This is a genomic window from Candidatus Manganitrophus morganii, assembly GCA_021651055.1.
GTDB classification, from domain to species: Bacteria; Nitrospirota; Nitrospiria; order SBBL01; family Manganitrophaceae; genus Manganitrophus; species Manganitrophus morganii.
Map to the genome: position 1 here is coordinate 3,765,742 of JAJHOH010000001.1, position 21,915 is coordinate 3,787,656.

The 21,915-nt window shown below is 53.9% G+C and carries 21 protein-coding genes; all 21 read left to right on the forward strand.

Features of this window, described 5'->3' with window-relative positions; all coding sequences use genetic code 11:
• Positions 1-17: 17 nt before the first annotated feature.
• Positions 18-1,313 (forward strand): 3-deoxy-D-manno-octulosonic acid transferase, encoded by a 1,296-nt coding sequence (locus MCM46_17395; protein ID MCG3113586.1) that lies wholly within the window; start codon positions 18-20, stop codon positions 1,311-1,313.
• Positions 1,298-2,434 (forward strand): tetraacyldisaccharide 4'-kinase, encoded by a 1,137-nt coding sequence (gene lpxK, locus MCM46_17400; protein MCG3113587.1) that lies wholly within the window; start codon positions 1,298-1,300, stop codon positions 2,432-2,434. The genes MCM46_17395 and lpxK overlap by 16 nt, the downstream gene beginning before the upstream one ends.
• An 8-nt stretch (positions 2,435-2,442) precedes the next feature.
• Positions 2,443-3,321 carry a lysophospholipid acyltransferase family protein gene (locus tag MCM46_17405; GenBank protein MCG3113588.1) on the forward strand — a complete coding sequence of 293 codons (879 nt, stop codon included), beginning with the start codon at positions 2,443-2,445 and terminating at the stop codon, positions 3,319-3,321.
• Positions 3,322-3,418: 97 nt separating this feature from the next.
• Complete coding sequence (gene waaF / locus MCM46_17410; GenBank protein ID MCG3113589.1) at positions 3,419-5,020, forward strand: lipopolysaccharide heptosyltransferase II; 1,602 nt, start codon at positions 3,419-3,421, stop codon at positions 5,018-5,020.
• Positions 5,017-6,066, forward strand: a complete 1,050-nt coding sequence (waaF, locus tag MCM46_17415; protein ID MCG3113590.1) for a lipopolysaccharide heptosyltransferase II — start codon at positions 5,017-5,019, stop codon at positions 6,064-6,066. The genes waaF (MCM46_17410) and waaF (MCM46_17415) overlap by 4 nt, the downstream gene beginning before the upstream one ends.
• A complete protein-coding gene (locus MCM46_17420; GenBank protein MCG3113591.1) occupies positions 6,053-6,220 on the forward strand; it encodes a Trm112 family protein in 168 nt (55 codons plus the stop codon). Before waaF (MCM46_17415) ends, MCM46_17420 begins: the two co-directional genes overlap by 14 nt.
• A gap of 151 nt (positions 6,221-6,371) precedes the next feature.
• The gene (rfaQ, locus tag MCM46_17425) at positions 6,372-7,541 is read left to right on the forward strand and encodes a putative lipopolysaccharide heptosyltransferase III (protein ID MCG3113592.1); all 1,170 of its coding nucleotides are present in this window, start codon (positions 6,372-6,374) and stop codon (positions 7,539-7,541) included.
• 125 nt (positions 7,542-7,666) lie between these two features.
• A complete protein-coding gene (locus MCM46_17430) occupies positions 7,667-8,383 on the forward strand; it encodes a lipopolysaccharide kinase InaA family protein (protein ID MCG3113593.1) in 717 nt (238 codons plus the stop codon).
• 8 nt (positions 8,384-8,391) lie between these two features.
• Positions 8,392-9,525 (forward strand): glycosyltransferase family 4 protein, encoded by a 1,134-nt coding sequence (locus tag MCM46_17435; protein ID MCG3113594.1) that lies wholly within the window; start codon positions 8,392-8,394, stop codon positions 9,523-9,525.
• A 9-nt stretch (positions 9,526-9,534) separates the two neighbouring features.
• Complete coding sequence (locus MCM46_17440; GenBank protein ID MCG3113595.1) at positions 9,535-10,257, forward strand: class I SAM-dependent methyltransferase; 723 nt, start codon at positions 9,535-9,537, stop codon at positions 10,255-10,257.
• A gap of 74 nt (positions 10,258-10,331) precedes the next feature.
• The gene (locus MCM46_17445; GenBank protein ID MCG3113596.1) at positions 10,332-11,684 is read left to right on the forward strand and encodes an O-antigen ligase family protein; all 1,353 of its coding nucleotides are present in this window, start codon (positions 10,332-10,334) and stop codon (positions 11,682-11,684) included.
• A 24-nt stretch (positions 11,685-11,708) separates the two neighbouring features.
• Positions 11,709-12,695 (forward strand): glycosyltransferase, encoded by a 987-nt coding sequence (locus MCM46_17450; GenBank protein MCG3113597.1) that lies wholly within the window; start codon positions 11,709-11,711, stop codon positions 12,693-12,695.
• Positions 12,688-13,851, forward strand: coding sequence for a glycosyltransferase (locus tag MCM46_17455; GenBank protein MCG3113598.1), 1,164 nt, complete (start codon positions 12,688-12,690; stop codon positions 13,849-13,851). The genes MCM46_17450 and MCM46_17455 overlap by 8 nt, the downstream gene beginning before the upstream one ends.
• Before the next feature lie 36 nt (positions 13,852-13,887).
• Positions 13,888-14,655, forward strand: a complete 768-nt coding sequence (locus MCM46_17460; GenBank protein MCG3113599.1) for a glycosyltransferase family 2 protein — start codon at positions 13,888-13,890, stop codon at positions 14,653-14,655.
• Positions 14,636-15,181, forward strand: a complete 546-nt coding sequence (locus tag MCM46_17465; protein ID MCG3113600.1) for an isoprenylcysteine carboxylmethyltransferase family protein — start codon at positions 14,636-14,638, stop codon at positions 15,179-15,181. Before MCM46_17460 ends, MCM46_17465 begins: the two co-directional genes overlap by 20 nt.
• 20 nt (positions 15,182-15,201) lie before the next feature.
• Positions 15,202-16,089 (forward strand): lipopolysaccharide kinase InaA family protein, encoded by an 888-nt coding sequence (locus tag MCM46_17470; protein MCG3113601.1) that lies wholly within the window; start codon positions 15,202-15,204, stop codon positions 16,087-16,089.
• Positions 16,074-16,736 carry a class I SAM-dependent methyltransferase gene (locus MCM46_17475; protein ID MCG3113602.1) on the forward strand — a complete coding sequence of 221 codons (663 nt, stop codon included), beginning with the start codon at positions 16,074-16,076 and terminating at the stop codon, positions 16,734-16,736. The genes MCM46_17470 and MCM46_17475 overlap by 16 nt, the downstream gene beginning before the upstream one ends.
• Positions 16,737-17,099: 363 nt before the next feature.
• A complete protein-coding gene (locus tag MCM46_17480) occupies positions 17,100-18,521 on the forward strand; it encodes a mannose-1-phosphate guanylyltransferase/mannose-6-phosphate isomerase (GenBank protein MCG3113603.1) in 1,422 nt (473 codons plus the stop codon).
• A gap of 2 nt (positions 18,522-18,523) precedes the next feature.
• On the forward strand, positions 18,524-19,867 hold the full coding sequence (locus tag MCM46_17485) for a phosphomannomutase/phosphoglucomutase (protein MCG3113604.1): 1,344 nt from the start codon (positions 18,524-18,526) through the stop codon (positions 19,865-19,867).
• A gap of 28 nt (positions 19,868-19,895) precedes the next feature.
• The gene (gene gmd / locus MCM46_17490; GenBank protein ID MCG3113605.1) at positions 19,896-20,870 is read left to right on the forward strand and encodes a GDP-mannose 4,6-dehydratase; all 975 of its coding nucleotides are present in this window, start codon (positions 19,896-19,898) and stop codon (positions 20,868-20,870) included.
• Positions 20,836-21,828, forward strand: a complete 993-nt coding sequence (locus MCM46_17495) for a GDP-mannose 4,6-dehydratase (protein MCG3113606.1) — start codon at positions 20,836-20,838, stop codon at positions 21,826-21,828. The genes gmd and MCM46_17495 overlap by 35 nt, the downstream gene beginning before the upstream one ends.
• Positions 21,829-21,915: the final 87 nt, after the last annotated feature.

A 21,915-nucleotide genomic window follows, 5' to 3' on the forward strand; every position in this document is an offset into this window, starting at 1 on the left:
GGAATCAGGATACGGGAATGAAAAGATTGCTCTTCGGGGTCTATCAGGCAATGATCTTGTTGTTGCTCCCCCCCCTCTCCCTTTATCTTCTCCGGCGTCTCGTCGGCCGCCCGGCCTACCGTGAGGGGGTGATGCAGCGTTTGGGCCGGTATCCCCGCGATTTCTTCAAGGCGATCGAGGGACGACAGGTGATTTGGGTCCATGCGGTTTCGGTGGGGGAGGTGATCTCTTCGGAGCTCTTTATTCAGTCCCTCCGCCGGCGGTACCCTGAAGCGGGAATCGTTTTCTCGACGACGACGCCGACCGGCCAAGCGGCGGCCCGCCAGCGTTTGAAAGGGGTCGATCAGTTTATCTACTTCCCGTTTGATTTGCCCTGGGTGACCCGGTCGGTGGTCGAGCGGATTTCTCCGGCCCTTTTTATTTTCCTGGAGACGGAGCTCTGGCCGAATTTTCTTCGGACCCTTTCGAAAAAAGGAATCCCTTCAATCCTGATCAACGGCCGGATCTCGGAGCGTGGATTCCGCCGCTATCGCCGGGTCCGTTTCTTTTTATCCTCCGTCCTGGAAGAGGTTTCTCTTTTTCTGATGCAGACGGAGCAGGATGCGGAAAAGATCCGGACGCTCGGGGCCCCCTCTGATCGGGTGATCCGGACGGGAAATATGAAATATGATCAAGCGGCGTCACGAGGCGTGCCCAAAGAAGCGGAGACCTTGCGGACCGAGATCGGCCTCGCGCCGGGTGAGCGGCTGATGATCGCCGGGAGCACCCACGAGGGGGAAGAGGAATCGGTTCTTGATGCGTATCGGATCATCGCCGATGCGATCGGCCCGATGAAGCTCCTGATCGCTCCCCGCCATCTGGACCGGCTCGGCCGGGTAGAGGAACTCCTGACCCAAAGAGGAATGGCTTGTGTCAGGAAGACGGCGCTGAATCGAATGAGGAATGAAAGGGTCATTCTTCTCGACACGCTGGGGGAGCTCGATCAATATTATGCGCTGGCCGATCTGGTCTTTGTCGGAGGGAGTCTGGTCCCGATCGGAGGGCATAATGTCCTCGAAGTCGCCGCCCATCGGAGGCCGGTTTTCTTTGGTCCTTATATGTCCAACTTTAAAGAGATCGCCGATCAGCTCAAAGGGTCGGGAGGGGGGATGGAGGTTTCCGGCGGAAAAGAGATGGGGCTGCAGATGGTCTGGCTGATGCAACATTCCGACGAGATGAAGAAGCGGGGCGAGAGCGCGTATCAAGTCGTTCTGGCAAACCGGGGTGCGGTCATGCGAAACTTAGAGCAGGTTGCGCGGTGGCTAGAAAACTAAAACCGAATCAAAACGGAGCCCGAAAAAGGGCTCCATTGTGGAAATGGGTCTGGAACAAGGGGAGGGGCGCGTCCGAGACGATCCTCTTTCCCTTCACGATCCTGGCGTCGCTCTATGGCCTTTCGTGCCGCCTTCGGATCTTGCTCTACGAAAAGGGAATGCTGCCGCGCAAGAAGGTCGACTGTCTTGTCGTGAGCATCGGAAACCTTACGGTCGGGGGGACCGGGAAAACCCCCTTTACGATCTTCCTGGCGAAGAAGTGGCAAGAGCGGGGATACACGGTCGGGATTGTCAGCCGGGGCTATCGAGGAACGTACAAAGGCCCGCTTCGTTTGGTTTCCGACGGTCAAGAAATCTTGGAAAGGCCCGAGACGGCCGGAGATGAACCTTATCTGATGGCGCAGCGGCTTAAAGGGATCCCGATCCTTGTCTCCTCGGATCGTTATAAAGGCTGCCAATGGCTCTTGGAGCGGTTTCATCTCGACGTTATTCTTTTGGACGACGGCTTTCAGCACATCCGGCTTCATCGGGATCTGAACATTCTTCTCGTGGATGCGACGAACCCATTCGGGAACGGGGCGCTTCTTCCCAGAGGGGCGCTGCGAGAGCCGCTCTCCGAGGTCCGGCGGGCCGATGTGGTGATCTTTACCCGTTCCGAGGACCAGGCCGATGCCTCCGAGTGGATCGGCGAGATCGAGCGCTTCGGAAAGCCCTGCGTTCGAACGTCATTCCAACCGTCGCGGCTGATTGATGTGCGGAACGGGACGGCACTGCCCGCCGGCACACTGGTGAAGGAGCCGGTCCTGAGTTTCTGCGGGATCGGAAATCCAGACTCCTTCGGGATGCTCCTCAAGCGGCTGGGGGTCGATCTTCGTGAACAGGTGGTCTTTCGGGATCACCATTCTTACCAACCCTCCGACCTGGAGAAGATCCGAAAGAAGGCCGATCAACTCGGGGCCAAATGGGTGGTCACGACCGAGAAAGATGCGGTGAAAATAAAAGCGCTTCTCCCAAAAGATTTTGTCGTGTGGGCTCTCCGGGTCGATATTGTCTTCTGGGAAGATCCGGCCAAGTGGGAGTCGCTCCTGTTTCATTCAAAACCGACGCTGCGATCGGTGTAGGCAGTCCGATGAAAGAGAAGTTCGAATATCTTTTAGCCCGTTTTTTTATTCATCTCTTTCGAGTCCTTCCTTACCGGATTGCGGTGTGGGGCGGCGCGCTGCTCGGACGGCTTTTTTATCTCGCCGACCGCCGCCACCGATCGATCACCCTTGAAAACCTCAAAGCGGCATTCGGAAAGGAAAAGAGCGAGCGCGAGCGAAAGCGAATCGCCGTGGGGGTTTTCGAAAATATAGGACGGTCGGTCGTCGAGTTTGCCTGGATCCAAGGGAAGCCGGCGTCCGAGTTGGTGGACCGGACCACGTTCGAAGGGCTTGAGCATTATGAAGCCGCGATGCGCGCAAAAAAAGGGACGGTGATTTTAACGGCCCACTTCGGCAACTGGGAGTGGATGGGGACCGCCATTTCTCTGTTAGGAAAACGGATGAATGTCGTGGCGCGTCCGCTCGACAATCCCGATCTGAACGTCATGATCAATGCCTGGCGCGAGCGATACGGGAACCGAGTTCTGAACAAAAGAACCTCGGCGGCCGAGCTTTTGAAGCTCCTCAGGGCGGGGGAGTTGGTCGGCATTCTCCTCGATCAGAACACGGCGGCGAGCGAAGCGGTTTTCGTCGATTACTTCGGGTATCCCGCGGCGACCCACAAAGGGTTGGCGGTCCTGGCCCTTCGAACCGGCGCCGCCATTTTGCCGACCTTTACGATTCGTGAGAGAGATCGGCATCGGGTCGTCATCGAGAAGCCGTTGGATCTTGTACGGACGGGGGATCTGGAAAGGGATCTCCGAGAGACGACGGCGCTTTTTACCCGAACCATCGAATCGGCCGTTCGGCGCTATCCCGATCACTGGCTGTGGGTTCATCGGAGATGGAAAACAAAACCGAAATAAACGATCAGTAGGGGCGAATCTTGCCTGCACTGTTCCACCGTGTATTTGCCCTGATTTTGGATTGGGAGGGCGATCACAAGGATCGCCCCTACATTAAATGAATATGTATCAAAAAATCTTAATTCGGGCGCCGAATTGGATCGGGGATGCCGTCATGGCGATTCCGACCCTCTCGGCGCTGCGCGCCCGTTTTCCGGAGAGCCGGATCACCCTTCTGGCGAAGCCGCCGGTGGCGGCTCTCTTCGAGCATCATCCGGCGATTGATCGGCTGTTGGTCTACGAATCTCCCGGACGGCACGCCGGCTTCGCGGGGCTGTGGCGATTGGTTCGTTCGATCCGCGAGGGTCGGTTCGATCTTGCCTTTCTTCTTCAGAATGCGTTCGAGGCGGCCTTGATCACCGCGGCCGCCGGCATTCCGGAACGGGTCGGTTATGCCGCCGACGGCCGACGATTTCTTTTGACGAAGTCGCTCGATAAAAAATCGTCCCCCTTTCATCAGCGGGAGGCCTATCTCCATTTGATGAGTTCGGTGGGATCGGCGAGTGAATTTGAACGGCGCCCCTTTCTGGTGATCTCCGAGAAAGAGAAGCAATCGGCGTCGGACCTTCTTCTCGCCGAGGGGATCGCCCGCTGGGAGCAGGTGATCGGCATCAATCCCGGGGCGGCCTACGGCTCTTCGAAACGCTGGGACCCGGCCCGGTTTGCGGCGGCGGCCGACCGGCTGGCGGCGCGGCATTCGGCGAGGGTGGTCATTTTCGGCGGTCCGGCCGAAATTGCCATTGCGGAGGAGGTCCGCCGGAATATGAAACATCCGGCCGTGGTCATGGCGGGGAAGACAACCGTCCGGATGATGATGGCGTTGCTCTCCCGCTGCCGCCTTTTCATCACCAACGATTCGGGGCCGATGCATATCGCCTCGGCGTTGGGGGTGTCGGTCGTGGCGGTTTTCGGTCCGACGAATCCCGATGCGACCTCCCCGGCCGGAGCGGACGATCTGATCGTTCGGAACAAGGTCGATTGCGCTCCCTGCACCCACCGGGAATGTCCCATCGATCATCGCTGCATGACCGGGGTGTCGGTCGAGGCGGTGGCAGAGTCGGCGGAGCGGCAGATGGCGCGCCTCGGAAGAAGGAAGATTGCCGTTTTTCTCGATCGGGACGGGACGATCAATCACGATGTCGGCCACATGGATGCGATCCATAAGTATTCGATGATCCCGGGGGCCGCCGAAGCGATCGCGCGACTCAACCGGCGCGGCATTTCGGTGATCATCGTGACGAATCAGTCCGGCGTGGCGAGAGGAATTTTCGATGAGGAGATGATCGGTCAGGTGCATCATCACCTCAAAACAGTTTTGGCCGAAGCCGGGGCGCATCTGGACGGAATCTATTATTGTCCGCATCATCCAGAGATCATCCCCTGTACCTGCCGGAAGCCGCAGATGGGAATGATCGAGCGGGCGATTTCAGAGCATCCGATCGATCTTTCCGGATCGTATGTGGTCGGCGACAAGCCGCTCGATATGGGGCTGGCGCGCGGAGGAATGAAGGGGGTATTGGTCCGCACCGGGCACGGCGAGGCATCGCTGCAGGAGATGGTGCAAGCGGGAACACGGCCCGATCATGTCGCCGCCGACCTCCCCGCGGCGGTCGAGTGGATTCTGGAAGATCTGCAGAGACGAGGGTGGATCGCCGAATGACGGGCGCGGGATCTGACAAAGCGCGGGGGGGCTTCCGGGAGATCCTCATCATCAAGCCGAGCTCGTTGGGAGATGTCATCGATGCCCTTCCCGCCGTGGGGGCGATTCGGAAGCGGTTCCCGTCGGCGCGGATCTCCTGGCTGGTGAAGCCGGAATGGGCGGGGATTTTGAAGGGGCATTCCGCGATCGATGAGGTGATTGCCGTTCCCTTTCGATGGGGTGAGGTTCGACAATTGATCCAGGCGGTCCGGAAGCATCCATTCGATCTGGTGGTCGATCTCCAAGGGCTTCTGAGAAGCGCGCTCTTGGGTTCTGCGACCGGGGCTCCGGTCCGGATCGGTTTTTCCGCCGCGCGGGAAGGGGCCCCTTGGTTTTATACCGACCGGGTGCCGGTTCCGGAAGGAGTCGTCCATGCGGTCGATCGTTACCGGAGGGTGGCGAAGGCGTTGGGATGCGACGTAGAGGGGGTTCACTTCGACATCCCCTCTTCGACCGAGTTTGCGGCGAATGTCCGGCGGCTTTTGTCCGAGGGTGCTCTTTCGGAACAGACCTCTTTCGCATTGATCCATCCCACGGCGCGATGGGAAAGCAAAAAGTGGGAGCCGACCCGTTTTGCAGCGCTGGCCGACTGGTTGATTCGGGAAAAGAAAATTCCGGTTGTTTTTGTCGGGAGCAAAGGAGAGCGAGAAGAGGTCGATCTGATTCTTCAACAGATGAAACAGCCGGCGATGAACCTGGCCGGAAAGACAACCCTGCCGGAACTGGCCGAACTGATTCGGCAGGCGCGATTCTTCGTCTGCAATGATTCCGGTCCGATGCACCTTGCGGCGGCCGTTGGAACACCGGTGGTGGCCCTCTTCGGTCCGACCGACCCGAGGAAGATCGGCCCCTATGGCGCAGGGCACACGGTGATCCGAAAAGAAGTCGGCTGCGCCGGCTGCCGTCGGAACCACTGTGTCCGCGGGAACGAGTGTATGAAGGCGATCTCTGTGGATGAGGTCGTCCAAGCGATTGAGAATAGAGGAGGAAGAGATGGGAATCAATAAAGAGCTGCTTGAAATCTTGGCCTGCCCCAAATGCAAGGGGGATGTTCAGTTAAACGATAAAGGGGACGGCTTGATCTGTCCGAAGTGCAAGCTTCTCTATCCGATCCGGGAGGAGATTCCGGTGATGCTGATTGATGAAGCGGTTAAGCTTTGATCTAAGCGGAGCCAAGAAGCTCACCCATTTCCGAAGCGCCTGTCTTAGGTGTTTCATCTTAGATTAACGCCGGATATTTCTTGATCTCTCATCGGGGGCCTGTTATATTGTGCCTCTGTTTATCCAGGTCCCAGTGGGGATCCCTTTACGAATGAGCAAGCAATCATCTGTCCAAGGACTTTTTGATTCCTCCTTGCAGGAGGAATTCTTCCGGCTCAGGGGCACGGTCCGGAGGATTCTGGTCATTAAGTTCAAGCAGATTGGGGATATGATCTTGGCGACGCCGGCGATCCGGGCGCTGAGGGATGCCTTTCCGGACGCGCAGATCGGCGTGGCGGGGTTTTCAGAAACCCTGCCGGTTTTGGAGGCAAACCCGAATATCGATCGCTTCCACCCTTACCTTAAGGAATGGAAGGATCAACGAGGGGGGGCTCGACTCCGCCGCGAGCGACAATACATCAGAGAGGTGCAGGAGGGGGGGTACAATCTGGCGGTTCATTTGGGGACCGGAATGCGCGGCGGGGTTTTGTCGTTTTTGAGCCGCGCGCGATATCGTGTCGGTCCGTTGCCGCTGAGAAATCGATCAAAGCAGTTTTGGGGAAAATCGGTCTTCTATACCCATACTTACCTGTTGAACAACCCACACACTCATATGGTGGAGAGGGACCTCGACGCCGTCCGGCGGATCGGATTCCAGCCGAAGTTGAGCGCGCTGGAGATGGTCCTGCGGGAGGAGGAGGTTCGATCGGTCCAAGATCGGCTCGAGAAAGCGGGAAGAGATCCTTCCCGTCCGCTGCTTCATGTCCACCCGACCTCCCACGCGGCATATAAATGCTGGCGGGACGAAGCGGTGGGCGAGGTGCTCGATTATTTTTCAGAGCGGGGAATGGACATTGTTCTCACCGGGGGACCGGGCCGGGAGGAGCGGGAACGGGCGGAAAAGATCGTCTCTCTGATGCGCCGTCCCCCGATCGATTTATCGGGGCGGACGACCTTAAGAGAGGCGGCGGCGATCAGCCGGGTTGCGACCCTTTTCTTCGGGATCGATTCCTCCGTGATGCATCTTGCGGCGGCGGTCGGAACCCCCGTGGTGGCCCTCTTCGGGCCGACCTATTATGAATTGTGGGGACCGTGGGGAGAGGGGCATCGGGTGATTGCAAAGGCAAAACCGTGTCTCCCATGCGGCCTGGCCGGATGTCCCGGCTTAAAGCGGAGCCTCTGTTTGGAGGAGTTGCTCCCGGCGGAAGTGATTTCGGAGATCGAAGCAGCTCTGGAGGAGCGAGGGAGATCGCATCAAAGGGCGCTCCACCTGCTTCACTAAAAATGCGATCCGGCCTCACATATGTCGAAAAAAAGAGCGATGGAACCCGGTTGTGGGTCCGCGAGGATTACGACAGAATCGAATTGCTCGAGCGACTTGATCTCCAACGTCTCGAGCGCGATCCCGTGGCAGAAAGGGTTCCGACCGCCCCAGGGACGGCGGTCTTCAGGCTCCATGGCGGGGAGAGGGATCTCTTTATCAAATTCTTTCTTTACAACCGCTGGCGGCATCTGTTGAAATCCCCGTTTCTCAAGGCGAAGGCCAAGTTTGCCTGGGAGAACGCCGAGATGCTTCTGGAGGAGGGATTTCAAACCCCCCCTGTGGTGATCGTGGGAGAGAAACGCTCCTTCGGCTTCATTCAGAAATCGTTCTTCGTCACAGAGGGGGTCGAGGCGGTTTCGCTGAAGATGTTTTTGAAGGAGCCGTTTGATGTATCATTGGAGAGCCTCGGTGTTTCCAGGAGAGATTTTTTTACGCGGCTGGGGCGTCTGATTGGGTCATTACATGCCAAGGGGATTTACCACGGCGATCTTCATTTAGGCAATCTCTTACTTTGGGGACCATCGTCAAATGCGAAGTGGGGTTTCTATCTCTTGGACAATGAGGGAGCGCGACGGTTTCAGTCGCTCCCAAACTCGCGGCGCCTGCATGATCTGAGGGATCTGAACGATCTCCGTCTTGGATCGATTTCTTCGAGGGATCGGGCCTATTTTTTCAAGGCCTATCTTGGAGAGAATCCGGGTTTGTTTCCGATCCGAAGGACGCTCGTCGCCTCGTTGCAAAGGGCCTCGCTTCAGAGGCAGAGAAAGCTTCCCGGAAGGAATGTCGCGTTTTTGCGATGAGGTGAAGCGTGAGAATCGCGATCATTCGAAAAAGGTATGTCTCGCATGGCGGGGCGGAGCGCTTCACGGGAGACTTCATCAACCATTTGGTGGCGCGCGGTTTCGAGGTGCATCTCATCGCGGCGGAGTGGATCGGAGAGAGAGATCCGAAGATTTTTTTTCACCCGGTTCCGATGTTGCGTTTCGGTTCGTTTTTCAGCACATTGACCTTTACCCTCGGTGTTTCCCGGGTCTGCCGGCGGAATCGATTCGACTTGGTGCAGAGTCACGAACGGACCCTTTCCCACGATCTCTATCGCGCCGGGGATGGATGCCATCGTGAATGGCTTCTGCGCCGAAAAAAGGGGGCCTCCTTTTTCAAGAGGCTCTCCATCGCATTCAACCCCTTTCATTGGTTGATGCTCTGGATCGAGGGGCGGCTGATGAAGCATTCGAAGAAGATTGTGGCGATCTCGAAGGGGGTACGGGAGGAGATTCTCCGGCACTATGGGGTTCCCCCGGAGAGGGTCACGGTGATTTACAATTCGGTCGATCTGGAGCGGTTTCATCCCAAACGACGCGAGACAACCGGGCGATCGCTGCGGGTTGAAAAAGAGATCAAGGAGCAGGAAAAAGTCATTCTCTTTGTCGGATCGGGTTTTGAGCGCAAAGGGGTCGGCCCTCTGATCGAGGCCGTCGCCCGGCTCAGGGATCTTCCGGTGAAATTATGGATCGTGGGTAAAGGAGACATTGGGAAATATCAACGCCGGGTCGATCACCTTCACCTTCAGGATCAGGTTTGTTTCTTCGGGCCGGTCGCCCCGGTCGATCCCTTTTATGCCGCGGCCGACCTGTTTGTTTTTCCGACCCTCTATGAGCCGTTCGGCCAGGTTCATTTAGAGGCGCTGGCGAGCGGTTTGCCGGTGATCACCCATCGGCGTTGCGGCGGTGCGGAGGCGATTGAATGCGGGGTCAACGGGGATCTGCTCGATGATCCGACCGATCCCGAGGAGATTTCTTCCAAGATCAGGCGGCTCATCGAACACCCCGATCCGGAAACCCTCCGGAGGGCGGCCCGCCGCGCGGCGGAGGCCTTCCATCCCGATCGAATCTTAGGGCAATGGGAGGCGCTCTATCGAGAGCTCGATGTTCGTGCCGGATAAGGAAAGGGGATGGTTTTGAATCAAGTGAATGAAAAAGAGGCGCTCTCCGCCCGGGTGGTCGGCTGCTTTTTGAAACAAATTTCTAAAGAGTACCGATATAAATTTCTCCGAAAGATTTTCCGGAAGTCGATCATCAAGCCTTGGGGACGGTATCGGGAAATCGATATTATCGAAGAGGTCCTTCGGAGTCTGCGGCCGAAAAAATGTCTGGAGTGGGGCACCGGCTTCAGCACCCTTTATTTTTCGAAATTCCTCACGGAGGAGACGAAGTGGGTGTCGATAGAGCATGAGAAGGATTGGTCGAGCCATATCGGTCGGCTCAATCAAAATAAGAACATTGAAATCCATCATGTCGCCCCGAATCGCTTTCCTTGGACCGATCCTGAAAAGGACGGCGCCTACGACGATCTGAAAGATTACGTCGAATTCCCTGCGACGCTTGGGAAATTTGATTTCATCTTGGTCGATGGAAGGGCAAGGGCCCATTGCCTGAAGAAGGCGGAACAGCTTCTCGAGGAAAACGGGGTGGTCATTCTACACGACGCGAATCGAAGGCACTATCATGCTCCCTTCAGCCTATTCAAACACCAAATCCTGCTGACCGATTATCGGCGATCAGGGGGGATCTGGGTTGGAAGCAAGGAGGCCGATTTGGGAAACCTCCTTGATCTGAACAAACACAAGATGCTGTTTCGTATCTACAATAAATATGGAAAAATGCTTCATGTCTGATCCGGTTTTTTATCTCCAGCTCGAGAGAACTTGGATCGAGCCCGGCGTTTCCGATTAAGAGAGGGGAATAGTAGATGTACCTGAACGGGGAGGATTCCTTCAAGAGCGCGCCGGAGCGGATCCAAATGGATCGCCTTGCCAGATCGTCGGCGGTAGCGGAAGAGGGATGGATCTACTGGCTCGATCTTTTCATCGAAGGGGGGATCCTTCTCTTTATTCTTTTGTTTCCGATCAAGTCTTTTATCGTTCCGACGAGCACGATTTCCATTCTGAAGTGGATGGCCCTTTATATTCCGCTGATGTTGTGGCTTCTCAAGATGCTGGTTCGGCGTGATTTTTCGTTGGTCCGCACCCCGATCGATCGGCCGCTTTTTCTTTATGCGGTTGTGGTCGTCGCCTCCGTTCTTTATTCGATTGATCGAATGGAGACGGTCTCGGGGATTCGAGGATCATTCATCAAAGCGGCCGTCCTCTATTTGGTGATCTTGAATAATTTTCAGACGATCCAGAAAACAAGACGGTTGGCTGTTGCCTTTGCCGCTTCTTTTCTGATCACAATCGGGATTGGATTCTATAATTATCAACTGGGCGAATACAACGTCGCAGGGGGAATTACGGCCTTTGCCAATGAGCATCACAATATCATGGGGAAGATTCTCGGAGGATCTTTTCCCTTCCTCCTCTTAACCTTTTCCATGGCAAAGAAACAGATTTGGAAAGGGGTGACGTTCCTTCTCATTATTTTGGGGCTCTTCGGCATTTTTATGACCCTCTCCAGGGCCACCTGGGCGGGAGCGGTGGTGGCATTCCTCATTTGGGGGATGCATCAGAACCGGAAGTTGACCTTTTCCGCCTTGGTTTTGTTTCTCTTTTCTCTCTTTACTTTTGGGCCGGACCCAGTGGCGGAGCGCTTTGCTCGACTTGAGACACAGATAAATACAATGAGCGGTCGGACACCGATCTGGGATGTAGCGATTAAACAGATCAAGGAACGCCCCCTTTTGGGATATGGATATGGCCTAAATATCTTCACGAAGGTTTATGAGGAGGGCCGGGAGCATCCGCCGGAAGACGAACCGACGGTGCAGCACGAGCACAATCTCTTCCTCTCGCTCTTGATCCAAACAGGTCTTGTCGGAACGCTCTTGTTTCTCTGGATCTTTATTGGAACATTGGTCCTAATCATACGGGCCATTTATTCGATGGCGGCAGGGTGGGATCGGGAAATTTTGATCATCCTGATGAGCGGGATGGTGGGTGAGTATTTTGTTCATGCCATGCTGGATAGAAACAATGTCGGAAATTGGGCCCTTCCATTATGGGCCATGATCGCTATCGCCATGGCCATTCTTTATCGAACCGGGGGTCTTACCTCCAAGACCTCCCCTTCTCAGGTTGCCTTGCACGACCTACCGGAGATGAAGTAGCGCCTCGGTATTGAGAATAAGAACATGGAACGTGTCATCATCATCGGGAGTTTTAGAAAACCATGGAATACCGCCCATTACCTTCTTCATGCGGCGGGGAAGATCGGTTTTGCGGCATCATCTTTCGATCCCCGTCAGGAAGGGGCTTCGGAAGCGGCATTTCTTAGGAAGATCGACGAGGAAAAGCCGAAATCGGCGTTGATCTTGAAAGGAACCGGCTTCAACGTCGAATGGATCGAGGCGCTTAAGAAAAGAGGGATCTATACGATTCTTTGGCATCCCGATATCGATATGCCCGATTGGCTGTTCCCCCTGATTCGTTCGGTCGATTTCTGTTTTACGATGGCAGAGGGGCTGATTCCAAAATGGAAAGAGAAGGGGGCTCGGCAGGTCGCCTGGCTCTCTCAAGGGTTTGAGCCCTCTTTTTTCGAGGTCGGCGAAATAAACGAGTCGGACCGTCGATTTTACGGGGCCGATGTTGCTTTTGTGGGGAATATCGATTCGTCGAACAATTATCTCCCCCGGCGATACAGATTGAAGCGGGTCCTTCGGGAAGGATTCCACCTGAAGTGGTGGGGCCCAAAACTGGGACGCAAGTGGGTGAATCTCCCGATTTTCCTTTCCCAGTTGGGCCGTGCCTATGGGGGGCGTTTTGTCTACGGACCGGAGTTCGCGAAAGTGGCCCGCTCCTCTAAGATCTTACTCGCCTTTGATCGGGATCTTGATGTTCGCCTTTCGATGAGTGCCAGAATGTATACCGCGGTCGGTTGCGGCGCATTTTATCTCTGTGAAGCGGTCGAGGGGATCGAGACGGTCTTGATTCCCGATAAGGAGATCGTCACCTTCCGGGGGGAGGAGGAGATGATCGACAAAATCCGTTACTACCTTCCCAGGGCGTCGGAGAGAGAGGCGATTGCGCGCGCCGGTCAAGCCCGTGTGCGGCGAGAACATACTTACCAGAAGCGGCTCGAACAGATGTTTCAAATCATCAGGGGAACATCTCATGTCTGATCGGAAGCCTCTTAAAAGACCGCTCAACATATTACATCTTATTGTGACCCTTCCGGTGGGGGGAATCGAACAGCGCCTCAAAGAGCTGGTCATCCGCTACTCCAAGGAGGAGTTCCGGCCGATCGTCTGCTGCCTTCGCGATAAGAATGTCGTCGGAAGAGAGATCGAGCAATACGACATCGAAGTAATCGAGCTCGATCGGATGCGCGGCCACCGGTTTGATCCGATCCTTGTTTGGAAGCTTTACCGGTTGATGAAGGAGCGAAGGATCGACATCGTCCGGATGCATGAGTACCATGCGAGCCTCTACGGCCGGATCGCCGCCCGGTGGGCGAAGGTTCCTGTGGTAATCGCTTCGGTTCACAATGTCTATCGGAGAAAGCTTCATCATCGCTTCTGGATCAATCGCTTCTTGGCTCGCTGGTCCGATCGGGTTATCGCGATTTCCGAACGGGTGAAGGAAGACCTCCTTCGCTTCGATCGTATCCCGCCGGCCAAGGTCAAGGTGATTCCAAATGGGGTTGATCCGCTTCTCTTTGAAAATCAGATTTCAAAGGAGGAGGCCCGGAGGAAGCTCTCCCTCCCGGAGCAAACGGTGGTCATCGGAACGGTGGGGCGTTTATCGATTGCAAAGGGACACCAAAACCTCTTGAATGCTTTCCAACTTCTTTTGGATGAGGGGGGATGGCCCGATCTTCGATTGGTCCTGGTCGGAGAGGGTCCTCTCCGAGAGAGCCTGGAGCAGACGGTTCGGAAGTGGGGATTGGAAAAGGCGGTTCTCTTTCTGGGAACCCGCCGGGATGTTCCGGATTGTCTCAGGGCATTTGATCTTTTTGTTTTCTCCTCTCTGTGGGAAGGGCAACCGGCCGCTGTCATCGAGGCGATGGCGGCCGGACTGCCGATTGTCTCGACCGATTATGAAGGGGTCCGGGAAATCATCACCGATCGGGTCGAGGCGCTTCTTGTCAGATCGGACGATCCGAAGGCGTTGAAAGAGGGAATGGTTCAGCTCTTGCGAGATGGAACGCTCAGCCAATCTCTGGGGAAGGCGGCCCGCCGGAGGGTGGTCGGTCAGCTTTCGGTTCAACGGATTGTTCAGGAGTATGAAACCCTTTATAAGGAACTCCTGTCGGCGAAGGGCTTCGTTTTTTCATGAGAAGCGGAGAGAGGACGGAATGATCGAAGCGGGGCGATGGATCGGGAAAAAGTATCTGTTACAGTAATCACGCGAGATGAAGAGGGAGAGATCGATGCCTGCCTCCAGAGCCTTGCCTGGGCCGATGAGATCGTGGTGGTCGACTCCGGGAGCACCGATCGAACGGTTGAAATTGCGCGGAAATACACCGAAAAGGTCTTCCATCATGCGTGGTCCGGATATGCGGCTCAAAAGAACTGGGCGATCGATCAAGCGAGCCATCGGTGGATCTTGAGCGTCGATGCCGACGAGCGGGTTCCTAAGGCGCTTCAGGAGGAAATCAAACACGCGCTTGGCGCGTCCGCTCCCTATGCCGGTTATTTGATTCCAAGAAAGAATTTCTTTTTGGGACGTTGGATTCGGCATGGGGGGTGGTCTCCCGACCATGTGCTCCGGCTTTTCAAAAGGGAAAGCGGACGTTTCGGTGAAAGAAAGGTGCATGAGTCTATCCGTCTCACTGGACCGGTCGGCACCCTTGAATCCCCTCTGGAGCATTATACCTATCGCTCGATGGAGGATTATTTCGATCGGATGGACCGCTATTCGACATTGGCCGCGGAAGAGATGTTCGAGCAGGGAAAGCGGGCCAACGGCATTGATCTCTTTCTTCGTCCTTGGGCCACTTTCATAAAGATGGTTTTCCTCCGGCAGGGTTTTCGGGATGGGATAGACGGCCTGCTCTTGGGGCGTCTTTACAGCGTTTATACGTTTTCAAAATACGCAAAACTTTACAAGATGGGAGTACGTGAAAAACAGAATCGGTGAAGTCGGAACGATCCTCGGCCGGAATCGGATTGTCGTCAGTCTACTCATTGGAGGGGCCTTTTGGTTTCTGTCGAAACCGACGTTCCTTTCCATTGCAGCGGGGGTTCCTTTCGTCCTCCTCGGGGAGGCGATTCGGATTTGGTCGTCGGGTTACATCCGAAAGAATGAAGAATTGGCGACGACGGGGCCGTACGCCTTGACCCGAAACCCGCTCTATCTTGGAAATGGAATCATGGGATTCGGTTTTGTCTTAATGGGGCGCGATTTGAGCCTTATTTTCTTTTTCTTCGTCTTTTTTACACTGATCTACCGGTCGACGATTCAGCGGGAAGAGGCAAGACTCTCGGCAAAATTTGGAGAACGCTTTGCGGAATATGTTGCAGCCGTTCCCCGTTTTTTCCCCCGTTGGACCGGTTGGAGAAAGTCCGAAATCGATTTCGATTGGAAACTGGTGCTGAAGCACCGCGAGCATCGGACCTGGTTGGGGATCCTCCTTCTTTTGCTGCTGATGACTTATAAAGTCTAAAGGGAGAAGAAAAAAGAGAAGTGAGTTTACTGAGGGGAACTCCCATCTCCTTCGAAAACGGCCTGCTACGGGGAGCGGTCGACACAAATTACTTTCAGAGTGATTTTATTGCCTTCTTAAATGATTTACCCGAAGCGGTGGTTGAGCGGCGCTTTCCCATCTTAAAAGAGCGGGAAGATCGGCTCTATCTGATTGCCGAGATTGAACGCGGCGGGACGAAGGAGTCTCTTTTTGTTAAGGTAGATGATTTCACACGGAAAATCAGATTTAAAAAGTGGATACGGAATTGGTTCGTCCGGTCCCGCGCCAGGAAATCATGGGAGGCGGCCCACTATTTTCTCGAACAAGGGTTTCCAACCCCCTTCCCGATTGCTTTTTTGGAAAAGAGAAGATACGGTTTTCTGCTTCAATCGTATCTATTGGTGAGGTTCATCGGTTCCGCAGAGCCCCTTCAGAAAAGATACCTCTCGCGGGATCCAAGCAAGAATCCCTCGGATATTCAGGGTTCAACGAAGCGGAGGGGGCTGATCATCCGACTGGCCTCCCTCTTGGCGTCGATTCATGAGCGAGGGGTTTCATATGGAGACCTGAAGGCGAGCAACGTTCTCATTGTCCCTGAAGGGGAAAATGAAAGCTTGTTTTTTGTCGATCTAGAGTCGGTCCGTTTGAGAAAAAGCTCCTTGGCGGCGAGCGCCCGGGTCGACGATCTTGGGAGCATCTTTGGATCGGTTTTGGAGATCCTATCGATGCGGGATGCGATTTATTTTATCAACCATTATTTAAATGCTTCACCCGGTCTCCACATCGACAAAAGGTCATTGATGAGTGCAATTTATCGGTGCGCCGTCGAAAGAAGGAAGAGAGGGGAGAGAAGGAATCGGAAAGGAGAAATATGCAGAGAGAGGTAGATAAAAGATATCCGGCAAAAATGCGTTACCAGGATGCGGCCTATGCCGGTCATTATGACGGCGCCCGGTATCAGACGCTCTGGGCGCAGTTCAAAAATAAACAGACGCACCAAACGCTCATGAAAGCGCTTGCCTTTCTCGAGCCCGGGAGCACCATTATCGATCTCCCCTGTGGGACCGGCCGGTTCGGCTCCTTTCTCTCCGGATTGGGGTTCCGTTGGATCGGCTCCGATATTTCGGCGCAGATGATGGCGAAGTCGCAGGAGAAGGTGAAGGGGAATGACAGGGTCCTCGGCCACATCCGATCCGATGCGGAGATCCTTCCGTTCAGGGATAAAAGTGTCGATTGTTTCCTCTCGATCCGCTTTCTGCCCCACCTCCCCCCCGATGTGAAACAGAATGCCTTGAAAGAGATGGCGAGAGTCAGTCGGCAATGGTTGATCATCGACCACACCTATCGAAACCCCTATAAGGCATTTTGGCGGAACATCGGAACCAAGATCGGTGTCGGGAGCGGCGGAAAGAAGCGACTGACGAAGGAGGAGGTCTTTCAAGAGATCGAGCGGGCCGGGCTTCGGATCCATCGGGTTTTTCCCGTTTCCCGTCTTTTCTCTGATAATATGTTGTTGCTTTGCAGCAAAATCTAGCGACTTAGAATTTGTCTTCGGACGCATGGATACCCTCTTGGGCCATTTATCCCTACGTAGTTCTGAAAAGAATCGACTGTTACCCTCCTGTTGCAACGTCTGAAATCGTTGTTTCAAGCGACCGGCCACGCCCGTCAAAATTTATCCCGAACTGTAAGATATCCTTGCATTGTTCATCTCATTTTGATATACGTATATGACTTAGATTTCTCTAAAGCCCCATCTATTTCTCCAGGGCATAAATTAGATTCAATACCAACGAGATCCTCTCTTTTTACAGATATATCTTTTATTATTTTTAAGATTGCAAGGCTGGGTTAGGTCACATTCGATTTATATTCGTTTCTTGAGATTGAGGGCAACATGTACGGAGTGATACTGGCAGGGGGTAGTGGAACGCGCTTTTGGCCGCTCAGCCGGGAAGAATACCCAAAGCAGCTCTTAAAGATCTTCGGCAATCATAGTCTTATTCAGGCCACCCTGGCCCGGATTACCGACCTGATCCCTTCCAATCAGACATATATTGCCACCAACCCTTCCCAGGCGGAGCAGATCAAATTTCAGCTGAACCCTTCCCAAGAGGGGCCTCACTTTATCTATGAGCCGATGGGGAGGAACACGGCGGCGGCGATCGGTCTGGCGGCAACTTATTTACGCAAACGCTTTGAAGATGGCGTCATGGTGGTCCTCTCCGCGGATCACTTTATCAGGGAGCCGCACATTTTCGTTGAGGCGCTTCGTTTGGGAGAAGGTCTTGCCAACGAAGGCTATCTCGTGACCTTGGGCGCCAAGCCGACCCGCCCCGAGACCGGCTATGGCTATATCCAAAAGGGAAAACCTTTTCCGAATCATCCCGGTGCATCGACCGTACAGCGCTTCGTTGAAAAACCGAACCGTGAAACCGCCGAACAGTATTTAAAAAGAGAAGATCACTTCTGGAATACGGGGATCTTCCTCTGGAAGATCTCAACGATTTTGGCGGAGATCAAGCAGTTTGTTCCTGAGCTGTCGGAGGGTTTGAAGGAAATTGAAGAGAAGATCGGAACGGCGGAGGAAGCGGAAGTGCTTGCACGCGTTTATCCGACGCTTCCCTCCATCTCGATCGACTATGCCGTTTTGGAGAAGTCGGATCGCCTCGCCGTGATCTCCACCGACATGGGGTGGGAAGATGTCGGCTCCTGGAGCGCGCTCGATGAAGTGATCCAACGAGACGGCAATGGGAACATCCTCACGGGAAATGTCGTCAACATCGACAGCTCCAACAGCATCATCTACGGACAAAAGCGGGTTATTGCGGTGGTCGGCCTGAAAGACATTGTCGTGGCCGATACGGAGGATGCAACCCTCATCTGCTCGAAGGATAAGGCGCAGGAGGTCAAGAAGGTCGTTGAGGCGCTGAAAGGCCGCAACGGCGATGAACACCGCGTTCACAGAACGGTCATCCGCGCCTGGGGGAGCTACACCGTTCTGGAAGAGGGACGCGATTACAAAATCAAGCGGATTCTGGTCAATCCTCGGGCGCGTCTTTCCCTTCAAATGCATCATAAGCGGAGCGAGCATTGGGTTGTGGTCGCGGGAACGGCGCGGGTCACCTGCGGGGAGAGTGTTTATACCATTCAGGCCAACCAGAGCACCTTTGTCCCGATGGGGGTGAAGCATCGGCTGGAGAATCCGGGCGATGAGCCGCTCCAGATCATCGAGGTGCAGAGCGGGAATTATCTCGGAGAAGACGACATCGTCCGGTATCAGGATGATTACGGGCGAGTGGAGGCCAAAAAGGGCTAACCATGTCGATCTTTAGAGAGTATGACATCCGAGGGGTTTACGGAACTGTCCTGACCGAGAAGGTGGCCGAAGAGATCGGGAAGGCCTTTGGCACGCTGATCCGCCGATCCGGCGGAAAAAAGATCTCGCTCGGCTATGATATTCGGCTCAGCAGCCCTTCGCTTCGGGAAGCATTGTTGGCGGGACTCCTCTCGACCGGTATCGATGTCGTCGATATCGGCGCCTGTCCGACACCGGTCCTCTATTTTTCTCTCTTCAACTTGCAAGTCGACGGCGGGGTCATGATCACCGCCAGCCACAATCCAGCCGAATTTAACGGATTCAAACTCTGCCGCGGAAAGGGAACCCTCTACGGCGCCGAGATCCAGCAAGTCCGCACGATGGCGGAGAGCGGCGATTTCGACCGGGGGAAGGGGGAATTGACCTTCGAGCCTGATTTTCTGGCTACTTACCTCCGCTATTTCGTGAAGCACTTCGGTTCCCTCCGATCAAAAAAAGTGGTGGTTGACTGCGGAAATGCGGCGGCGGCCCTGATTGCTCCTCAGATATTTGAACAGCTGGGATGCGAAGTAATTCCGCTTTATTGCGAGCCGGATGGACGATTTCCGAACCATCATCCCGATCCGACCGTTCCCGAGAACATTGCCGATCTTATTGCATGCGTTCGAAAGGAACGGGCGGATGTCGGGATTGCGTTTGATGGAGATGGCGACCGGTTGGGTGCGGTCGATGAGAAGGGTGAGATTATCTGGGGGGATAAGCTTACGCTTCTCTTCGCGACGGATATTCTCAAAAGAAGTCCGGGCGCGATCATTATCTCCGAAGTCAAGGCTTCTCAAGTCCTCTATGATGAAATTGCGCGGCTCGGCGGAAACGGGATCATGTGGAAAACCGGGCACTCTTTGATCAAATCCAAAATGAAGGAAACCGGGGCGCTGTTGGCCGGGGAGATGAGCGGCCATCTCTTCTTTGCGGATCGGTATTTTGGGTATGATGATGCGATTTATGCGGGATGTCGATTGGTGGAGATTCTTGTGAATAGTGAACAGACGCTGTCTTCTTATTTTTCGGATCTGCCAAAGACATATGCGACGCCGGAGATCCGTGTTGATTGTCCGGATGACCGGAAGTTTGCAGTGGTCGAAAAGTGCCGAGAATATTTCTCCGGCAAATACAAAACGGTTGATATCGATGGCATCCGGATTTTGTTTGAGGATGGATGGGGCCTCATCCGGGCTTCAAATACCCAGCCGGCATTGGTACTCCGATTTGAGGCGAGCAGTCAAGCCCGATTGACCAAAATGCAAGAATATATTGATGGGATTTTAGCAAAGGTCAACAACTAAAAGAATTAATCTGTTATTAGGAAAAATAATGAAAAAAGCATTAATTACAGGAATTACTGGACAAGATGGATCATATCTAGCAGAGTTGCTCTTACAAAAGGGGTACAAGGTCTACGGAATGGTTCGACGTTCTAGCGTCGAAAATTACGAACGCGTGGAGCACATCCGCGATCAACTTCATTTTGTACAGGGAGACCTGACCGATCAATCCTCTCTCGATGAAGCAATTAAAGGCATTATGCCGGATGAGGTTTACAATCTTGCTGCACAATCATTTGTTCCAACCTCCTGGAACCAGCCTGTTTTAACTACTGAAATTACAGGTGTTGGAGTGACGCGTATTCTAGAAGCGATTCGAAAAAATAAACCCGACGCAAAGTTTTATCAGGCTTCTTCATCGGAGATGTTCGGAAAGGTTCAAGAGATACCACAAACGGAAAAAACCCCTTTTTACCCCAGAAGTCCTTACGGTGTGGCGAAGGTCTATGGCCATTGGATCACAGTGAACTATCGTGAGAGCTATAATATTTTTGCCTGTTCGGGAATCTTATTTAATCATGAATCCCCTCGCAGGGGACTGGAGTTTGTGACGCGAAAAGTGACGAATACAGTTGCAAAAATAAAACTGGGGATGGTCAAAGAACTTCAAATGGGCAATCTGGATGCAGAGCGGGATTGGGGGTTTGCCGGTGATTATGTTGAGGCCATGTGGAGAATGCTTCAGCAGGAGAAGGCGGATGATTATGTTGTTGCTACCGGGATCAAGCATTCGGTGAGAAAACTCGCCCAGTTGGCGTTTACCCATGTCGGTCTGGACTACAATGATTTTGTCGTAATCGACAAGACCTTATTCAGACCAGCAGAGGTGAACCATCTATTGGGTGGGGCGACAAAAGCCCGGACCCAATTAGGATGGGAGCCGAAAGTTTCTTTTGAAGAAATGATTCGGATGATGGTCGAGGCCGATCTTGAAAAAGTCAAAAGACAGGTCGCCCGGAGGTAGGTCCAGCGTTCTTGTTACCGGTATTAACGGATTTGTTGGAAGTCATCTTTCCGACTTGCTGGTAGACGAGGGGTATCAAGTCTCCGGGATTGCCTTAACGCGAGAGGTGTCGAATCTCTTACGAATCGAATCGCAAATCGAGGTTTTGCCTGGGGATATCCGAAATTCTAGAACTGTTGAACAAATCCTACTTGGGGTTAAACCAAAATATCTTTATCACCTGGCCGGATCAGCTTTTGTTCCAGATGCCGACACTAATCCGAGATCGGTTTATGAAGTAAATTTTTGTGGAACATTGAATCTGCTCGAGGCCGTTCGGTCGACGGGGTTGACTCCGAAGATTTTAATTGTTGGATCAGGTGAGGTATACGGCCATGTGCCGGAAGATCGTTTGCCTGTAATTGAAGAATATCCCCTCAAACCGATCAGTCCCTATGGTGTGACAAAGGCTTGTTCAGACCTGTTGGCATACCAGTACGCGACCACCTATCAAATGGATGTGATCCGTGTCCGTCCGTTCAATCACATCGGTCCGCGACAATCCGAGCAGTTTGTATGCTCGAGCTTTGCAAAGCAGATCGTCGAAATCGAAAAGGGGCTTTGTAAGCCGGTCCTTCATGTCGGTGATCTTGAAACACGGCGGGATTTCACCGATGTACGCGATGTAGTAAGGGCTTATCGGATTATTCTTGAAAATGCCAGGGGCGGAGAGGTATACAATATCGGCAGTAATAAGGCATGGAAGATCGGGGAGCTGGTGAAGATCTTGATTGGTGAAAGCAGGGTCAAAGGGATTGAGCTGCAACAACAGCAGGTTCGTGTCCGCCCGAATGATATCCCCTTTATGCTTTGCGACGCCTCAAAATTGAAAAAGGAGTTTGGCTGGAAATCCGAGATTCCAATGGAGCAGACGCTTCGGGATTTATTGGACTATTGGAGAGAAAAAATCCGTGTGTGAAATTGATTTACTTTACGCATCGATAGAGGCTCAGATGAGAGTCGGCTTATCAATATCTGTGTCTGGTTCCATTGTCGCTTCATGTTT